The sequence below is a fragment of the Flavobacterium sp. 1355 genome (assembly GCF_017833415.1).
In the GTDB taxonomy this organism is placed as follows: Bacteria; Bacteroidota; Bacteroidia; order Flavobacteriales; family Flavobacteriaceae; genus Flavobacterium.
The window spans coordinates 67278-87525 of the sequence record NZ_JAFICC010000010.1 but is presented as its reverse complement, the minus strand read 5'-3'; the positions used below and the strand labels follow the sequence as shown (position 1 = coordinate 87525).

Here is a 20248-nt window from a genome sequence, read left to right as displayed (position 1 = left end):
GCAATCTTTTGTGGCGAACCCCGCCACAAAAGGATTTTCACTTCTATCGGGGCTAGGAACTTGTTTTCATAAGAGTGTATTTTCGTTTGTTTTGTCATTTCGACGAAAGAGAAATGACAAATACTTCATAAAAAAAAAGAGGCTATTCCTTTAGGAACAGCCTCTTGTAAATTATATTCTTAAAATTTTATTTCAAAACACCTTCAACAGCCTGAATAGTCGTTGCGTGATAACCGGATTTAGCTTTTTCAAAAATTTGTTTTGCCCACGTTTTTCCTTCGGGAGTTTTAACCATTTCTTTATACAGCATCATTACTGACCCTGTTCTGCTAATTGAGATTAAAAATTGTTCAATCGCTGGATTTGCAGCTTTGTACTGATGTCGAATTGCCTGAACAAACCATTGACGTTTGATGATAAAATTCCCTCCTTTTGTAAAGTTGAATTCATTATCAATTGCTTCCATTTCTTTTACGGTAATGTCAGATGGAAGATGGTCAATAAAATGCTGCTTTTCTGCAGTTGTCGTGATTTTTTTGCTTAAACCGGCAACACCTGTTTCTCTCCAGCTTTTTTGAATAGCATCAATAGCATCAAAATCGGCTGAACTTACTGCGGTAATGTTTGATGGAATTCCAGGTTTGTAAATCCATTCTTCTAATTTTATTTTATCTGCTAAAGCTTTATCACCTTTAATTAGATTGTCATTTAAATATTTAACGAAATCTTCTGTTGTGATCGATTTGAAAGCATGTGAATCGAAATAATTTTTAATAAACGGATCAAACTTCTCGCGTCCAACAGCGTTTTCAATAACTCTTAAAAAAGCATATCCTTTTACATACGGAATTAAACTTATACCATCATCCGGATTTCTACCTGTAAGACTTACTTTTAATCTGGTATCTGGATTTGTATCTCCATATTCAGCAACGTTGTCAACTAACTCTTTGTTAGTGATTACATTCTGCATTTCAAACTCTTTCTTTCCAAAGATTGCTTCTCCAATACGGTGTTCTACATAAGTTGTAAAACCTTCGTTTAGCCAGATATCATCCCAGGTTGCATTTGTAACTAAGTTTCCGCTCCAGCTGTGGCCCAATTCGTGAGCTAGTAAACTTGTTAATGAGCGATCTCCAGCAATAACTCCCGGAGTTAAAAAAGTCAGGTTTGGATTTTCCATTCCGCCATAAGGAAAACTTGGAGGTAAAACCAGTACATCATAGCGCCCCCAACGGTAAGGCCCATATAATTTTTCAGCAGCAACCACCATTTTGCCAAGTTCAGCAAATTCCCATGCTGATTTTTTTAGCATTGAGGGTTCTGCATAAACTCCGGTCCTGTTATCAATTGACTGAAATTCGATATCTCCAACAGCAATAGCCATTAAGTAAGATGGAATTGCTTTGTCTTGCTTAAAGGTATAAACTCCCGTATCGTTTTTCTTTTGAGGATTTACAGCACTCATTACAGCCAATAAATCTTTGGGAACAGTAACTTTTGCATTATAAGTAAAACGTACTCCCGGTGAATCCTGACAAGGGATCCAAGTACGGGACCAGACACTTTCTCCCTGAGAAAAAACGAAAGGTTTCTTTTTATCAGCAGTTTGTGCAGGAGTAAGCCATTGTAATGCAACGGCATCTTTAGTTGTGCTGTAGTAAATGTTTACTTTAGTTGTATTGGGTTCGATTGTAATATGAAGTGGTTTTCCATGAAATTCAACATTTTTACCAAGCTCGAATTTGGTTTCTTTTTCTTCATCGCCTAAAGTTACTTTGGTGATATTAAGCGTGTTTTCATCAAAAATAATTTCATTTCCTTTACTGATATTGTCAATTAGCCAGGAAGCTTTTCCCGAAATAGTTTGTGTATCAAAATCAACTTTGATATCTAAATCAAGATGTTTGACAACGGCAAGTTCTGGTTTAGAGTAGCTGTGCTCGTCAATAATAGCTCCTTTTTTTTCGGTCTGCTCTTTTTTCTGGCAGGCAATTGCTGTCAGAAAAAAAGCTGCAAGAATTAGTTTTTTCATTTTATGAATTATTGAATTTTGGATGAAAATTAAACAAAAAATCCCGTTTTGAATAAACAAAACGGGATTTAATTATAAAAAATGACCTTCGGCCTGCTTAGGCTGACAAAAAATTATGCCAACATTGTAACTGGGCTTTCAATGTATTGTTTTAATGTTTGTAAGAACTGAGCACCAGTTGCACCGTCAATTGTTCTGTGGTCACAAGCTAATGATAACATCATTGTGTTTCCAACTACAATCTGACCGTTTTTAACTACTGGTTTCTCAACAATCGCACCTACAGACAGGATTGCAGAGTTTGGCTGGTTGATAATAGAATTAAATTCAGTAATACCAAACATTCCAAGGTTCGACACTGTAAAAGTGCTTCCTTCCATTTCTTGTGGTCCCAGTTTTTTGTTTTTAGCTCTTCCGGCAAGATCTCTTACAGAAGCACCAATTTGAGATAAACTCATGGCATCTGTAAATTTCAATACAGGAACTACTAATCCGTCTTCAACAGCTACGGCAACTCCAATATTTACGTGGTGGTTGATGATGATAGCATCTTCTTTCCACTGAGAGTTGATTTTTGGATGTTTTTTTAAAGCTAATGCACAAGCTTTGATCACCATATCGTTGAAAGATACTTTTGTGTCAGGGACTGTATTTATAGTTGTTCTTGCCTGCATCGCTTCGTCCATACTTACTTCGATCACTAAGTTGTAGTGAGGAGCTGTAAATAATGATTCAGCAAGACGTTTTGCTATAATTTTACGCATTTGAGAATTTTTGATCTCTTCTGTGTAAACTTCTCCGGCAGGAACGAATACTTTTGGAGCTTCTGCTTTAGCTTCATCAGCTTTTGCTGCAGGAGCAGCATTTGTAGCAGTTTGTGCAGAGGGAGTAAAGTTTTCGATATCGCTTTTTACGATACGTCCGTTTTCTCCTGATCCTTTAACTTGTGATAATTGAATTCCTTTGTCAGAAGCTATTTTTTTAGCTAATGGTGAAGCTAAAACTCTTCCGTTTGAATTATCAGCTACAGCTTCCGGCGCTTTTTCAGCAGCAGGAGCAGCGGCTTTTTCTTCAGTTGCAGGTCCAGAAGCTTCGGGAGCAGTTGCAGCACCTCCGGCAGTATAGTTATCAGCAATTCCTGAAATATCAGTTCCTGCAGGTCCAATAATAGCTAATAAACTATCAACAGGAGCAGTGTTTCCTTCCTGAATTCCGATATATAATAATGTTCCGGCATTGAAAGACTCAAACTCCATAGTAGCTTTGTCAGTTTCAATTTCTGCTAAAATATCTCCTTCAGCAACAGCATCGCCTTCTTTTTTCAACCAGCTTGCTACTGTTCCTTCAGTCATAGTATCACTTAAACGTGGCATAGTTACTACTACAACACCTTTTGGTAATTCTGTTGCTTGTCCCGAAGCTTTGGGAGCAGGAGCAGCAGTTTCTGTTTTAGTTTCTGCAGCAGCAGGAGCATCCGCTTTTGGTTCCGAAGCTTCGGAACTAGCAGCAGGGGCATCAGCACTGGCTAAAAGGGCAGAAATATCTTCTCCTTCTTTACCAATGATTGCTAATAAAGAATCAACAGGAGCAGTTTCTCCAGCCTGAATTCCGATATGTAAAAGAGTTCCTTCGTTAAAAGATTCAAACTCCATTGTTGCTTTGTCTGTTTCAATTTCAGCTAAGATATCTCCTTCACTGATTTTGTCGCCTACTTTTTTTAACCAAGTCGCTACCGTTCCTTCTGTCATGGTATCGCTCAAACGAGGCATTGTTACTTTAATCGCCATGATGTTATAGTTTATGAGGTGTAAATGGATAGTCTTCTTGTGCGTATACTACATCGTATAATTGTTGTAAGTCCGGATATGGAGATTCTTCTGCGAATTTCTGACATTCCTCAACTAAGTCCTTAACTCTTTGATCAATTACTTCAATTTCTTCTTCTGTAGCATACTTTTGATCCATAATTACATCAAGAACCTGAGTAATAGGGTCGATTTTTCTGTACTCTTCAACCTCTTCTTTAGAACGGTATAATTGTGCATCAGACATTGAGTGTCCTCTGTAACGGTACGTTTTCATTTCAAGGAAAGTTGGTCCGTCTCCACGACGGGCTCTTTCAATAGCTTCATGCATTGCTTCAGCAACTTTTACAGGATTCATTCCGTCCACAGGTCCGCAAGGCATTTCATAACCTAAACCTAATTTCCAGATGTCAGTGTGATTTGCAGTTCTTTCTACAGAAGTTCCCATAGCATAACCGTTGTTTTCAACAATAAATACAACTGGTAATTTCCATAACATAGCCATGTTGAAGGCTTCGTGTAAAGATCCTTGTCTTGCAGCTCCGTCACCAAAGTAAGTCATAGTAACCCCGCCAGTATTGAAATACTTATCAGCAAAAGCTAAACCAGCTCCTACAGGGATTTGTCCACCTACGATTCCGTGACCTCCGTAAAAACGGTGCTCTTTAGAAAAAATGTGCATAGAACCTCCCATACCTTTAGAAGTTCCGGTAACTTTTCCTAAAAGTTCGGCCATTACGTTTCTGGGATCAACTCCCATACCAATTGGCTGAACGTGGTTTCTGTAAGCAGTAATCATTTTATCTTTGGTCAAATCCATAGCATGCAATGCGCCTGCTAATACAGCTTCCTGACCATTATATAAGTGTAGAAAACCTCTAACTTTTTGTTGGATGTATAATGCTGCAAGTTTGTCTTCAAACTTTCTCCAAAGTAGCATGTCCTCATACCACTTTAAATATACCTCTTTTGTAACTTCTTTCATCTGAATTCTTTCTTTTGCTAAAGTTGTTTGTGTTATCGATTATTGTTGCCTGTAAACGCAAAATAGTTTCCTCCCACAAATTTGCGCCCGAAAGGTCGGGATGCAAAAATAAGACATTAGATTTAAGAACTAAAATTTAAACGCTACTTTTTGGCTTTTTTTACAAGAACTTTTTATCAAACATGAAAGGCAGTAAGTTTTTGAGGGATTCAGACTTATAAATTTCACCTATTTCACCCATGAAATAGATTTCTATGGGGGTGTCCTGTTTAATTTCATATTCTGCAATCGACTGGCGGCAAGATCCACACGGAGGAATAGGAGCTTTGGTCTGATTAATGTCGGAAGCTGCGGTAATAGCCATTTTTAAAATTTTGGCTTCCGGATAAATGCTTCCGGCATGAAAGATAGCAACACGTTCAGCGCATAATCCAGACGGATAAGCGGCGTTTTCCTGATTTGAACCTAAAACTATTTTTCCATTATCCAATAATAAAGCGGCCCCAACTCTAAATTGTGAATAAGGAGCATAGGCTTTTTTACGGACTTCGACTGCTTCATTCATTAGCGTCTGAATATCGTTTGGTAATTCTTCTAATGAGTTATAGGATAAAAATGATGATGTAAAGCTTATTTCTTTCATTCTTTATAAGGGAAAAAAAATCCAAATTCCCTAAAGTGGAAATTTGGATTGTAATTATTGTTTATTTTTTTAGTTTAGTACTCTTCATATTTATCGCCAAAGTTAAACGTTAAAGAAAAACGCAGCGTATTTTCTAACGGATTTTTAACTTTTGATGCTGAAAATAAATAAGAAACATCAACTTTTACTACATTATATTTGAAACCGGCTCCCAAAGAGAAAAACTTACGAGCTCCTTTTTCAGGGCTTTCGTGAAAATAACCTGCTCTAACTGCGAATGAATCCTGATACATGTATTCACCTGCAAGGCTATAAGTGATTTCTTTTAATTCTTCGCTAAAACCACCTGGCGCATCTCCAAAAGATTTAAACATCCCGGCAACCCATCCTGTGTCATTATACTCGTTGTAGTTTATAGCATTTGCTTCGCCCTGAGTAATATCTTCCGGATCTAAGGTGTCTCCATCTCCGTTTGTGTCAACGGGTGTTCCTGGTCCTGGAGGAGTTGGTACCATAAGTTTTGCAAATTCAACGCTAACACTTACTTTGTTGTAATCGTCCAGTATAAAATCGAATCCCCCGCCTAATCTTAAGTTGGCTGGCAAAAAGTTGGCACTAATGTCATCATTATCATAACTTATTTTTGGACCCATATTTTGCATGTTAAAACCTGCTCTCCATCTTCCGTTGAAGCTGTTGTAGGCAATTTCTTCTGATTGATAAAATCCTGCAACATCAACTGCAAAAGAACTTGCTGCAGATGCATCTACATCCTCTGATGCAATTTTTAAATTCGATCTGATATATCTTGCGCCAATTGCCATTGAGAATTTGTCGCTCAGTTTTAAAGAGTAAGAACCATCTAATGCAAATTCGTTTGGAGAAACAACATTTGGAGTGTCATTAGGATCTTTTCTTAATTCTATATCACCAAATCCAAAATAACGTAAGCTTCCTGCAAAAGCACTTCGCTCGTTGATTCTGTTATAATAGGTTGCCTGGCCAAGAGAAATATCATTGGCTAAATCTGTTAAATAAGGAGTATAACTTATAGAAAAACCTTGTTTATCAACAGCAAAAGCATATTTGGCTGGATTCCACTGTTGGGAAAAAGCATCTGCTGAAGTGGCCACACCCTGATCTGCCATACCAGCTGCTCTTGCATCTGCTGCGACTAATAAAAAGGGAACTCCGGTTGTAATTGGGACTATATCCTGTGCTTTTGTGGCTGATATTACTAAAAAACAAATTAATAGGAGTGATATTTTTTTCATTTATGGGGCTAAATATGTTTTAGGTAAAAATATATATATTATTATAAGATTACAAGTTTTTCGTATTTTTCTGCTTTTTTATTTGTTAAATTAGATTTTACTGTAAGTTTATAGATATAAACTCCCTTTCCAATTCGGTCTCCAAAATCATCTCTTCCGTCCCATGTTATTTCTCTTGACAAAAAACCCTCGGTTGTAACAATCTGATTTTTTGTCCAGACTACTTTTCCTGTAATTGTCATTACCTGAACCTGAACATCTAAAGGTTCGTAAGGTCTGTTATGCGAAAACCAAAACTGAGTGTAGGTTGAAAATGGATTCGGATAATTAAGAACGTGTGACAGAGTCAGGGATTCATCTCCTACAACTATAAATTGTATTTCGCTTGTCACGGGATTATTATAAACATCCCATGCTGTAAAGCTTATTGTATGCAATCCTGCTTCTAAATTTCTTAACGGGAAACGTAAGTTTCCATTTGTGTAATCGTCTAACTTAGTCTGGTAGTAATCGTTTAAAATGAAAGGATTACTAACATCGCCATCTAAAACGGCTACAATATCATGACCAATTCCGCTAGCTGTATTAATACCATTTTCATCTTCCAAAAAAGCCAATAAGAAAGGGGAGCTATTTGTAATGCCTCCCGAAACAAATGTTTCGTCGTTCATATATAACTTCACTTTTGGATTTATATTGTCCTGAGGTGCACTTTCGTTTATACCTCCTATTTTAATGGTAGTATTGTAACCAGATTGATTTTCAAGATTGCCTTCTTTTTTAGAATAAAAACTAATTTTTCCATTATCAACAGGAATACGTATGTCTCTGGGTACAACAAAACTAAATTCAAACTGCCCGTTTTTTACAGAAGCATTCCCCCTAAAGATTGTCTCTCCAAGAGTTTTGAATGACATTGCAGGGCTATATCCATCATTGTTTAATGTTGAAGCTGTAATTATTTTATCGAAAATTGAAGTTGATAATTCGCCATTATAATTGCTTAAAAGTGTATTATTTTCATCTGTAATTTCACCTGTAATCTTAATTTTTGCCAATGATTTAAAATCAGGAACAGGCTGTGAAATAACAACATCGTTAACTTTTGTTAAATTAATTCGTGGCTTTGGAATGGCTAACATCAATGCAGGGTCTCCGATGTAAAAAACGACATTACTGGCAGAACTCGGATTTTCATTTTTTGAAATACGTAAAGCTTCAGCAATAGTTGTATATTGATTGCTTCCGTATGCAAGTAAGTTTTTGCTTAGGCTGTCATTGAAATTTTCTGCATTAAACTGACCTATTTCACGAATAGTGGTAAGCATTGAAATGGCACCTCCTCTTGGATTCCAAAAAGTATATTCGCCGGCCGTTGGTCTCGTAGGATCATCAAAGCGCGAAAATTCGCAGGTAATAGTTATGAATAAAGGATATTTGTATTGGTTGTTTAGATTTTGCCCATCTGATTTTTCCCAAATACGCTCACTTGCCAGGCCGTCCTCTCCTCCGTGTCCTAAATAATTAAATACCAGAGCACCTTTTTCGAAAGCATTAAAAATATCTGTTCTCGCCTTTGGATATCTTGAACCGCCTGCAGATGCTTCCTGAGTATAAGAATCAAGAAATATTTTTTCAACGTTAAAAAAAGGTTTTTCTGTGGTTATAAGGTCTGCCAGCGTATTTTGTCTTGACTGCAAACTTGCATCTGAACTTTGATCGGCATCATCACTAATTAAAACAAAATTATTTCGCCAGTTTCCGTAAGATTTTGCATTATGATATTCCAAAACCTTATTGACCATTTCCTGAGCCTGAGAATTATCAGAAACCAGCATTCTTCCTACCGCAATATCAATTCCTTTGGCATATGAGGTTAGATTTCCTTCGTCAGGATCCATCAACCCAAAAAAGTCGTCAGATGCAAAAGATCCTTCTCCAAGAGTATTGCTGGTTAAGGATTGATAGGTTGGTACAATGTTATTATTGTTTTGAATGCGGTCTTTATAATCATAAGAAGCATCACCAAATAGGTTTATATATTTTAATCTTTTTTCCGGTGAAGATGCATTGTCATAAATATATCTGATGCAATTTCTGATTGCGGCAACATCTTGCTTGCCGGATGAAAACTCCTGATAGATGTTTTCCAGTGTTATAACTTTTACATTCAGATTCGAATTGCTTCGGTGAAAGCTGGCCAGATTTTCAGCCTGAGAAGCTAGATTTTTTGGTGTAATGATTATGTAGTCAATATCCTGAAACGAGTTTTGATTGTTTTTAAAAAGAGTTCCTTTCAGGTTCTGATTGGCAATTTTTGTTTGATTATCTTTTAAAGGTGTAAAATAATCAGCCGGATCAATGGCGATGTATTTTCGTACTTCTCCCAGTGCAGCTTTGAAGCTAAAACTTGCCTGATTGGTGTTTTCAATTTTAGATACATTATATAGGTCTGTAATATCCCATATTTGAGAAATCCCAGAGGCATTCCCGATGGTGTAATTTACTGTTCCGGCAGTTGAACCGGCCAAGTCATATTGAAACCTAAATTGTTTACCCGTTCCCAGTAATTTTCTTTTGGCGATCAGATTAATATAATCAAGATAGCCTTTTGATCCCGGAACTCCATTATTATTGTATGTGAGTTTGATTTTTATATTTTCTGCACCTGTGAATATGGTGTTGGGAGGGAGTTTTTTTGAATCAAACTTTACATTCGAATTAGAAATTAACGTCTGAAAGTTTAATGTTCCTATAGTTTGTCCATTAGAAGAAACTAAAAATGAAGTAGGAGTAAAGGCTGCTGAAATTGCGTTTAATTCTATTTTTACAGGAACAGAGGTGTCAATATTTTGAAAATTAAACTCAAACTCTTGCTCGGTATTGATGTCGAACGCTTCCCCAAACCATTGGCGCCCGGTGTGTGCTATATTTATTTTGTCAATTTCATGATATTGATAGTCGTCGTAAGTGTTTAACTCCAGTGTACTGTTATTTGTTGGCTGGTTTAAGACTGGAATTCGTTTTCCGTCTCCGCCTGAAATCGTAATATAATAGTAAGACTTTGTGTCAAATGCATTAATGTTGGTTTGGCTTTCTGTATTCCAGTTGTCAATGCCTTCAGCATAAAACAAGATGTAGTCATCATTGTCAAAAGTGCCGTCACTTTCGCCGAAAATCTGAATGGCATTTTCGGTTAGATCATCCGGGTAATAAATGTTATTTGCCAAAGGAAGCATTTTTCCTCCGTTTCCATATATTTTGATTCTTCTCGGGTCAGATTTCCCTGCATCCAATCCTAAGCTTTGCAAAAAAGACTTTGAAATTTTATAAACCCCTGATTTTTCGACATAAAACCTATACCAGTCACCTGATGCCAAAACGGAATTAGAAATAGCACTCGATTTTTGATAAGCAGAAGAATTGCTGCTTTTTGATGTGTTATTGTTTATGGAATATGAGAATGATTTTATACGTTTAAAACTGTTTCCTTCCTTAATAATAGGATCAAGAGAAATAAAAGCTTGTCTTTTATCCCTTGCTACAGCAATTTTTAACGTTTCATTTGGTTTGTTTGGTATGTTTTGAAGTGTTAAATCGCCCAATTCGATAATCGAAATTGTTTCATATAAAATGTCGCTTAGCAGAAGAAAACTGCCGTTCGAATAGTCAGATTCGCCTGTGTTGAGCAGTAAGCTTATGCTTTTTTTGCTGGTATCGAACCGAAAAGTGCTTCCTGAAAAATAAGGAATAACAATTTTATGGTCGCCAAAAGCCATCTCTTTTTTGCTTTTCCAATCCAGCGTCAGGCTGCCATTTATCTGGGAAAATGAAGCGAAAGGGATCAAAAACAGGTATAGAAATAAAGCTTGTTTCATAGGCTTAATATACGAAATTATTTTTAAATTATTTTAGTAAGTAAAAATATAGTATTTCATGTTATAGTAAATAATAAAAAGTATATTTTTGCGTTCGTAACTATAGGTTATTTTCTGGTAAAAAACAGCTAAATAAAATTATTAGAACAGATGTTGCTAATTAAATGTTAATTGTTATATTGCAGCACCTAAATTTATCACCTAAGAATGAGTATGAAAGTAAACAAAATTGTAGTCTTGCAATTAATGATGTCAATGGTATTGATGTTGGGCACGGCTAGTTGTAGCAAAAAATCGAGTTCCTCTCACGCTTCAAGAGCCACTGGTTGGGATGTAGATAGTCAGAATGGAACTTCTGCTAGAAATGCAGGGAAAAAACAACAGGCTGGCCCTGGTTTAGTTTTTGTTGAAGGAGGTACGTTTACTATGGGTAAAGTACAGGATGATGTTATGCATGATTGGAATAATACTCCAACTCAACAACACGTTCAATCTTTCTACATGGATGAAACTGAAGTTACTAATGGTATGTATCTGGAATACCTTGAGTGGTTAAAGAAAGTTTTTCCTCCAACAGAAGAAAACTACAAAAATATATATGAAGGAGCATCTCCTGATACTCTTGTATGGAGAAATCGTTTAGGATATAACGAAACGATGACCAATAACTATTTAAGACATCCATCTTATGCTAACTATCCTGTAGTTGGTGTTAACTGGATTCAGGCAGTTGAATTTAGTAAATGGAGAACTGACCGTGTAAACGAAGCTGTTCTTGAAAAAGAAGGATACATTAAAAAAGGTGCTAAAACACAAGATGTAAGTGCTGAAAGTTTATTTAATACAGAAGCTTATCTTGCTTCTCCATCTACTTCTTACGGAGGAAGTGAAGAAATTGTATTAAAGAAAAATCCAAACGGAAAAAGACCTAAAGCAGGTAAAGATGGTGTAGTTCCAGATGAAAAAAATGTTTACGCACAACGTTCTTCAGGTGTAATCTTACCTGAATACAGACTTCCTACTGAGGCAGAATGGGAATATGCAGCTGCTGCAGATGTTGGACAAAGAGAATACAATATATATAAAGGACAAAAGAAATATCCTTGGTCCGGAGATTATACACGTTCTTCTAAACGTAAAAACAAAGGAGATCAATTGGCTAACTTTAAACAAGGAAACGGTGATTACGGTGGAATTGCTGGTTGGTCTGATGATGGTGCGGATATTACAAACGCTGTAAAAAGCTATGCTCCAAATGATTTCGGATTGTATGATATGGCAGGTAACGTTGCAGAATGGGTAGCGGACGTTTACAGACCTATAATTGATAATGAAGCTAATGATTTTAACTACTACAGAGGAAATCAATATGCTAAAAATAAAATTGGTAAAGACGGTAAACTTGAAATTATCACTAAAGACAATATCAAATATGATACTCTAAGTAATGGTAAAGTTGTAGCAAGAAACCTTCCGGGTGAAATTGCTCAGGTTCCTGTTGATGAGCAAGAAACATATTTGAGAACAAATTTCAGTACAAGCGACAACATCAACTACAGAGATGGGGATAAACAATCATCTAAATATTTTGACTTTGGAGATTCAGAATCTGGAACAAAAGCAGATCAAAATATGTACAATGCTCCTAAACATAATATCACTACTGATAGTTTAGGCAAGATGATCAGAAAATACGACAACTCAAGCAAACGTACAACTCTAATCGATGATAACGTAAGAGTATACAAAGGTGGTTCTTGGAGAGACAGAGCTTACTGGTTAGATCCTGCTCAAAGAAGATATTTCCCTCAGGATATGGCAACAGACTACATCGGATTTAGATGTGCTATGTCTAGAGTAGGTGCGAAAACAGAAAGAAAAAAATCGCCTAGAAACTAATAAAATATTTAATTACAATAAAAGCCCTTTAGTTAGGGCTTTTATTTTTTAAAAAAGTTAATAATGAATATTCAGAACATTCATACTCAGTTTTTGAAATGTAAATCTGTTTCGATTGATACCCGTAAAATTGAAGCAGGCTCTATGTTTTTTGCTATTAAAGGAGAAAACTTTGATGCAAATACTTTTGCTCAGCAGGCACTTGATTTGGGGGCTTTATTTGTTGTTATTGACAATGAATCGTACATGGTTGATGAAAGAACCATATTAGTAGAAAATAGTCTTGAAGCATTGCAGGAATTAGCAAAATTTCATCGTACATATTTAAATCTGCCTATTATTGCCTTAACAGGCAGTAATGGTAAAACAACTACAAAAGAACTTATCAATGTAGTTTTGTCGAAAAAATTTAATACCAGGGCAACAATAGGAAATTTAAACAATCATATTGGAGTTCCTTTGACCTTGTTATCTTTTACTAAAGAGACTGAAATTGGAATTGTTGAAATGGGGGCAAATCATAAAAAAGAAATTGAATTTTTGTGCGAAATTGCCCAGCCTGATTACGGATATATTACAAATTTTGGTAAAGCACATTTAGAGGGTTTTGGCGGAGTTGAAGGTGTGATTGAAGGTAAAAGCGAAATGTATAGTTATCTTTTAAAGAATAATAAAACAGCTTTTGTAAATCTTGAAGATCCCATTCAGATTGAAAAATCCAATAATATAAAATCCTTTACTTTCGGGATTCTAAAAGACGGGGCAGATCTTACAATTTCAAATATACAGGCTAATCCTTTTGTTTCTATTGATTATAGCGGCTTTAGTGTGAAGTCAAATTTGATTGGACTTTATAATGCAAACAATATTAATGCTGCAGTAGCTATTGGTACTTATTTTCAGGTTAATAATGCTGATATAAAAGCAGCAATAGAAGGGTATGTACCTGAAAATAACAGATCACAGTTGCTCAAAAAAGGTTCAAATGATATTATATTAGACGCTTATAATGCAAATCCGAGTAGTATGGCTGTTGCAATTGCAAATTTCATGCAATTGGATAATCTGAATAAAATAATGATTTTGGGGGATATGTTCGAACTTGGAAATGAAAGTAAACATGAACATAAAATTATTGTTGATTCTGTTTTAAATCAAACCGAATCGGTTTGTTATTTAATTGGAAAAGCTTTTTATGAGCATAAAGTATCAAATGAGAATGTTTATTTTTTTGAAACTTTTGATGCATACGCAGAATATATAAAGACTATTAAATTTAATGACAACACCATCCTGATAAAGGGATCAAGAGGAATGGCATTAGAACGCACTCTGGATTATATCTAATATCAAAAACAAAGAAAGCGCCATCATTATGATGGCGCTTTTCTTTAGGCTATACACTCATTAAAAAGCCAATAAGATTTTCCTTTTTATTTAATCCCAGTTTTTTTCTTAGGCGGTATCTCGCTAATTCTACGCCACCTGTCGAAATATTCATGATTTCGGCAATTTCTTTGGTAGACATATTCATTAACAGATAGGTTGATAAATCGAGCTCTCGGGGCGAAATTGTTGGATATTTTTCTTTTAATCTTTTTAGAAACTCAAAATGTACGTTTTTGATGTGTTTTTCTAGGTCTTTCCAGCTTTTATCCGTGTTAACTTCCTTGACAATGCTTTTGTTTAATTTACTGACCTGGAATTTTGTTGAGTCATCCAAAGCTTCAACATCAATCTCTTTTAGTTTATGAATTATACCGTTTAAAATTTTATTCTTTTTTACTACCTGTAGAGAATTGTTTACCAATTCCTTGTCTTTTGCAAGGATTTTTATCTGAAGTTTATCATTTTTTAATTTCTCAATTTCTTTTTCAAGATCATATTGTTCCTGTCTTATTTTTGATTCTTTTTCGAGATAAAGTCTCCTTTGTTCAATTGTTTCGTAATATTTATTTTTTCGAATCTTCATTTTTATTCTGTCTGAAACAAAATAGATTCCGATAATAATTAAAACGAAATAAAGCATAAAAGCTAAAAAATGCCTATACCATGGTGGTGAAACAGTAAAGAAAAGTGTAGATGGCTCCGATTGAATTCCATAACTGTTTCTAACCTTAACTTTCATAGTATAATCTCCTTCACGAAGATTAGTATACTCTTTAATCGAGATAGTAGACCAATTACTCCATTTATCGTCAAAGGGTTCTAATTGATAAGAGAATTCAACATTCTCAAGATTTTCATAAGTAGGTGATGAAAATGTAAACCGAACATGATTTGATGAATAAGGAATTCGAATATTTTCAATTTTATTCTGACTATTGCCTAAAACAATTGTGTCGCCGGGGAATGAAAAACTACGAATAAATGCTTTTGGTTTAGTAACAAAATTGTTTAAAAGTTCAGAATCATAATGTGCTAATCCGTCAGTAAGTCCAATAAATATATTTTTAGGATCTATGGTATTTACAGATAAATAATTGTTCACCAAATTTCCGGTCAAATTAGAAAAGGGAGCAACAATATTTGTATACTTTTTATTTTTATTCATTAATACCCCCAGAGACTCATCAAAAGCATACCATAGATTTGATTGTGAATCTTGACTTAGACTGTTTATTACAGGAATATTTTTGAATAAATTGGATAAATTTTTGTCTTCATAAAACAAATCCTGTTCTTTAGAATATTTATAAAAATGATTATTGGTTTGAAAATATACTTTGCCGTCAATTTTCTGCAGACTGCCAATGTTCTTATATTCAGAAGATAATTGGTCTATCTTTTTAATTGATGAAAATCTTGTCAAATCATTATTAAGTGACATTCTGTAGATAGATTCATCTTTTTTAAGCCACAAATAAGCATCGTCCAGTTCAAAACTATTGGAGGATTTGTCAAAACCGATAATTTGATTTTTAAATTTAAAACCGTTTCCTGTTTTTTGAAAAATGGCAAACCCATCATAATTTGAACCTATAAGATAACCAGGTTTGTTTGGGATTTTTTTGAACCCAAAATATCCTTTAGAATCTATAATATCCACAACTTTATTGCCTTTTATAATTAGTGCACCTCTATTGTTTGCACATATAAGTTGATTGTCAATAACCTGTACATTCCATGATTGTGCAGTTGTTCCTTCTACAAGTTTAAAAACATCTTCTTTAAAACTATTTGTACTGTTGTTCCATGCGTGATAAAACACACCCTGATTTGTGGCAACATATAGATTGCCTTCGTAGATTACAGATGCGTAAACGGTACTAATATCATAGCTAAATCCAAAATAAGTAAAAGGAGAAGATTCGTTAACAAAAGCAATACCGTTATCGAGACCCAACCAAAGATTGTTTTTGTTGTCAATGAAAGAAGTCAGAACAGTATTATTTTGTAAGCCTTTTTTTCTGTTGATATGCTGAATTATATTTCCATTAAAATCACAAATAGCAATACCGTCCAGTACTGAATTTAAAACTATAAAACTGTCCTTAATCACAACAGCACCTAAGGAATTATTTTTTTTGACAAAATTGTTCGCTTCCGTATTCCATGGCTTTATAGTATTCTGGTCGTATATGAAAAGTCCTCTGTCAAGGGTTACAATTAATATTTTGTTTGTTCCTAAAGAATACATTGCCCATATTTCAGTATTATTTAACTCCTTAGTATTTGGCAAGCTATATAATTTTCCATTACGGTACTCTAAGATACCTTTTCCGATATCCTGAAAATACAATTTGTTATTTACAGTAAATGAAAATTGAAATCGCTTAGGTGCTTTTAAAATAAAAAGTTTCCCTTTTTTGAAAATATAAGCTCTTGCAAAAGATTGAAAGACGGTTAAATCGTTAACTGAATGAATCTTCCAAATAAAATCAATAATCTTAATCTTATTTTTATCAACCTTTTTAGCTAATGATGTATACTCGAGTTTTCCCTTTTCATTACTTTTAAAATACCCAAATTCATTATAGCCCCCTACATAAATTTTTCCGGTTTTATCGATTTTTATACATCGTACGGAAGTAAGATTCGGAAGAGGGTACTTTCTCCATGAAGCACCATCAAATTGTAAAAGGCCATTATTATTCGCAAAATATAAATTTCCATTGCTATCCTGATCAATATTCCAATTTTGAGTTCCTCCTTTGTATTCATTTCGCTTGTAATTTCTTACATCCGGAAGTCCTATGCTTTTAACTTGCCCAAAAAAGCTTATTGTGAATAATGTAAAAAAAATAATAATAAAATATGATTTTCTTATTTTCATGAATTTTAGTTAATTTTTTAAATATTTAATTTTAAACACCTGTTATACAGTTGTTTGTGATTGATTCAGCAAAGCTATTTCGTTGTAGTTTTTAGATTATTACATAAAAATAACCATTTCAATACAATTGTAGTGTTTATTTTGGCAATTAACATTTTGATAACATTATTAATTATGAAATTAAATCATTATAAATCAATTAATTAAAAAAAATATGATGTGTTTTTGTAATGTACAAAAATTTGCTTTGATGTGTTTTTGTAATGAATTTTAAATATCGATACTAAAAATAATGACTTATTATTGCATCAAATTACTAATTAATTAACCAAAATTTTTAGAAAAATGAAATTAACAAAATTACTTATTTTTTGTGTTTCGTCTTTGTTATTCTCGGTTATAGCTGTGGCTCAGGATGTCACAGTAAACGGTGTGATAAATGATGAAAGTGGAATGCCGGTTCCGGGTGCTACTGTTTTATTAAAAGGAACAACTAAATCGTCAGCATCCGATTTTGATGGAAAATTCCAAATACAAGTACCATCAAATGGTACACTGGTAGTTACATTTATTGGTTATGCTACAGTGAATGAAGCTGTAAATGGAAGAACAAAAATTGCAATACAATTAAAACCGGAATCACAAACCTTAAATGAAGTTGTTGTGGTTGGATACGGTACTCAAAAGAAATCGGTAGTAACAGGAGCAATTTCCAGCGTTAAAGCTGCTGATCTTGAAAAAGTACCAAACGGTCGTGTTGAACAGTCATTACAAGGTAGAGTAGCCGGTGTATCTATTGCAGCTACATCAGGGCAGCCTGGCGCTAGTTCAAAAGTACGTATTAGAGGTATAACTACATTTAGAGAAGGAGGAAATGATCCTCTTTGGGTTATTGACGGAATTGCTGTAGATGCTAATGCAATTGGATTTATCAATCAAAGTGATATTGAATCTATTGAGGTTCTTAAAGATGCCGCATCAGCAGCTATTTATGGTACCCGAGCAGCAACAGGGGTTATTTTAGTTACAACTAAAAAAGGAAAATCTGGAAAAATTTCTGTGAATTACAATGGTTTTGCAGGAATATCGGGACCAGCTAAAAAATTAAATATGTTAAATGCTACCCAGTATGCTTCAATTATGAATGAGAAGTCTTATGCAGATGGCGGCGGTATTAAATATAATAATCCTTCTGCATTAGGAAAAGGTACAGATTGGCAGGATGCAATCTTTAATGATTCTGCTTTCAGATATACGCATGAGTTAAGCATTAGCGGAGGTGGAGAAAAATCTACTTTCTATGCTTCTTTCGGGATACAAGATCAGGAAGGTATTGTTGCTACTGATATTTCAAACTATACAAAGAAAAATTTCCGTTTAAATTCAACGCATAAAATTTCTAACTATTTTACTTTTGGACAAACTTTTGGTTACACACACCAAAAATCTACGGGTATTGGAAATGTAAACAGTGAGTTTGGTGGACCATTAAGTTCTGCAATTAACTTAGACCCACTTACTCCATTAGTTGCAGATCCATCTGTAGTTGGTACTGGGTTTTATACAAGCCCTAACATTGTTAGAGATGCAAATGGAAATCCATACGGAATTTCTTCTTTAGTACAACAAGAGATGACAAATCCTTTAGGTTATATCCAGACAAGATTAGGAGGATTTAACTGGTCAGATGATTTCGTAGGAAATGCTTACTTGGAAGCTAATATTACACCTCACTTAAAATTCAGAACAACACTTGGCGGTAAATTAGCTTATTGGGGAGACCAAGGTTTCACTCCGGTTTTTTACCTAAATCCAAATATGAAAGCTGAAAGAAATAATTTTAGCCAAAATAACAATAAATCATTTGCATGGACTCTTGAAAATATTTTGACTTATTCAAATAAATTTGGAGATCATAGTTTAAATGTTTTGGCAGGGCAAGGAGCATATGTTGAAAATATCGGTGGATCAATAGGAGTTACTATGTTCGGATTACCTATTGACAGTTATAAAGACGCTTCTTTCAATTTTGAAGTTCCTCAAACTGATCGTGTAAACAGATCAAGTGATTTTACAGAACATAAATTAGCTTCATTATTTTTACGTGCTAATTATGATTATTTAGAAAAATATCTTTTTACAGGAATCGTTCGTCGTGATGGATCCACTCGTTTTGGTGAAAATAAAAAATGGGGAGTTTTTCCATCGTTCTCTTTAGGATGGGTACTTTCAAAAGAGGGGTTCTGGAAAGAAAACAATGTAGTTAATACTTTAAAACTTCGTGGAGGTTATGGAGTTGTTGGTAACGATAATATTGATGATTTTAAATACAGAGGTCTGGTTGTAGGAGGTTACAATTATTCTACTGGCAATACAGGTGATATTACAACAGGTTACGGAAACTCAACGTTACCAAATGCAGATTTAGGATGGGAAGAAACATCTCAAACTACAATAGGCCTTGATGCAAAATTATTTAATGACTTTACTCTTGTTCTTGATTATTATAAAAAAAGAACCACAGGAATTTTAAGAAATGTTGTTATTCCCGGATATGTAGGTGTTGTTGATCCGCCGTCTGCAAATATTGCAGATATGGACAATAGTGGTTTTGAGGTAGAATTAGGTTACAAGAAAAGACTTGGAGACTTTAATCTAGGGGTTAATGCAAATGTTGCTTATTTAAAAAATGAAATTACGTATGTTGGTTCAAACACAAATTTCATACAAGGTGATGCAACATTCCAATCTATGGGCCCTGTAACAAGAACGCAGGTTGGTCATTCATTCAACGAATTTTATGGGTTTAAAACAGCAGGAATTTTCCAAAATGAAGGAGAAGTAGCAGCTTATAAAAATGCTGCAGGAGGTTTGATTCAGCCAAATGCTAAGCCAGGGGATTTCCGTTGGGTAGATGCAAATGGTGATGGTTCTATTTCTGATGATGATAAGCAATACTTAGGAACCAATATACCTAAATATACTTTTGGTTTTACTGTAAATTTAGATTATAAGAACTTTGACTTTATGGCATTTACTCAAGGCTCTGCAGGAAGTAAAATCTTCCAGGGATTAAGAAGGCTTGATGTTCTTAATGCAAACTATCAGACAAAAGCTTTAGAGCGTTGGACAGGAGAGGGAACATCAAATGATTATCCTAGACTAACGAACAATGATCCTAATAAAAACTTTACCAATATGTCTGATTTTTATCTTGAAAACGGAAATTACTTACGTTTAAAAATTGTTCAGATTGGATACACTATGCCGACAAACTTATCATCTAAAATTGGAGCAGATAAAATTCGTTTTTATGTAACAGGAGAGAACCTAGTGACTTTTACAAAATATACTGGATATGATCCGGAGATTGGGGGTCAGGTATTTGGTGTAGATAAAGGAGTTTATCCACAGGCAAGATCAATTCTGTTTGGAGCAAACGTTCAATTTTAA

General features: G+C 34.6%; 10 protein-coding genes. 3 read left to right on the top strand and 7 right to left on the bottom strand.

Features of this window, described 5'->3' with window-relative positions; translation table 11 throughout:
* Positions 1–187: 187 nt before the first annotated feature.
* The 6 genes from JOD96_RS14020 to porU all read right to left on the bottom strand — a co-directional run bounded on the left by JOD96_RS14020 (position 188) and on the right by porU (position 10620).
* Complete coding sequence (locus tag JOD96_RS14020) at positions 188–2035, bottom strand: hydrolase/aminopeptidase (RefSeq protein ID WP_209564869.1); 1848 nt, start codon at positions 2033–2035, stop codon at positions 188–190.
* Between the two features lie 113 nt (positions 2036–2148).
* Positions 2149–3822, bottom strand: coding sequence for a pyruvate dehydrogenase complex dihydrolipoamide acetyltransferase (locus JOD96_RS14015; protein ID WP_209564868.1), 1674 nt, complete (start codon positions 3820–3822; stop codon positions 2149–2151).
* A 4-nt stretch (positions 3823–3826) separates the two neighbouring features.
* Entirely contained in the window at positions 3827–4825 is a 999-nt protein-coding gene (gene pdhA / locus JOD96_RS14010; protein ID WP_209564867.1) for a pyruvate dehydrogenase (acetyl-transferring) E1 component subunit alpha, read from the bottom strand.
* A 160-nt stretch (positions 4826–4985) separates the two neighbouring features.
* On the bottom strand, positions 4986–5468 hold the full coding sequence (cdd, locus tag JOD96_RS14005; RefSeq protein ID WP_209564866.1) for a cytidine deaminase: 483 nt from the start codon (positions 5466–5468) through the stop codon (positions 4986–4988).
* Between the two features lie 74 nt (positions 5469–5542).
* Positions 5543–6742, bottom strand: a complete 1200-nt coding sequence (gene porV, locus JOD96_RS14000; RefSeq protein ID WP_209564865.1) for a type IX secretion system outer membrane channel protein PorV — start codon at positions 6740–6742, stop codon at positions 5543–5545.
* Between the two features lie 41 nt (positions 6743–6783).
* Positions 6784–10620 (bottom strand): type IX secretion system sortase PorU, encoded by a 3837-nt coding sequence (gene porU / locus JOD96_RS13995; protein ID WP_209564864.1) that lies wholly within the window; start codon positions 10618–10620, stop codon positions 6784–6786.
* Between the two features lie 213 nt (positions 10621–10833).
* Between porU and gldJ the strand changes: the two genes are divergently transcribed.
* Together gldJ and JOD96_RS13985 are read left to right on the top strand one after the other, a co-directional pair.
* Positions 10834–12519: a gliding motility lipoprotein GldJ gene (gldJ, locus tag JOD96_RS13990; protein WP_209564863.1), complete on the top strand. Its 1686-nt coding sequence runs from the start codon at positions 10834–10836 to the stop codon at positions 12517–12519.
* A gap of 63 nt (positions 12520–12582) precedes the next feature.
* Positions 12583–13866: a UDP-N-acetylmuramoyl-tripeptide--D-alanyl-D-alanine ligase gene (locus JOD96_RS13985; RefSeq protein WP_209564862.1), complete on the top strand. Its 1284-nt coding sequence runs from the start codon at positions 12583–12585 to the stop codon at positions 13864–13866.
* Between the two features lie 49 nt (positions 13867–13915).
* Here JOD96_RS13985 and JOD96_RS13980 read toward each other — a convergent pair whose 3' ends face one another.
* Positions 13916–16795, bottom strand: a complete 2880-nt coding sequence (locus JOD96_RS13980; protein ID WP_209564861.1) for a triple tyrosine motif-containing protein — start codon at positions 16793–16795, stop codon at positions 13916–13918.
* Positions 16796–17140: 345 nt separating this feature from the next.
* Between JOD96_RS13980 and JOD96_RS13975 the strand changes: the two genes are divergently transcribed.
* Positions 17141–20248: a SusC/RagA family TonB-linked outer membrane protein gene (locus JOD96_RS13975; protein ID WP_209564860.1), complete on the top strand. Its 3108-nt coding sequence runs from the start codon at positions 17141–17143 to the stop codon at positions 20246–20248.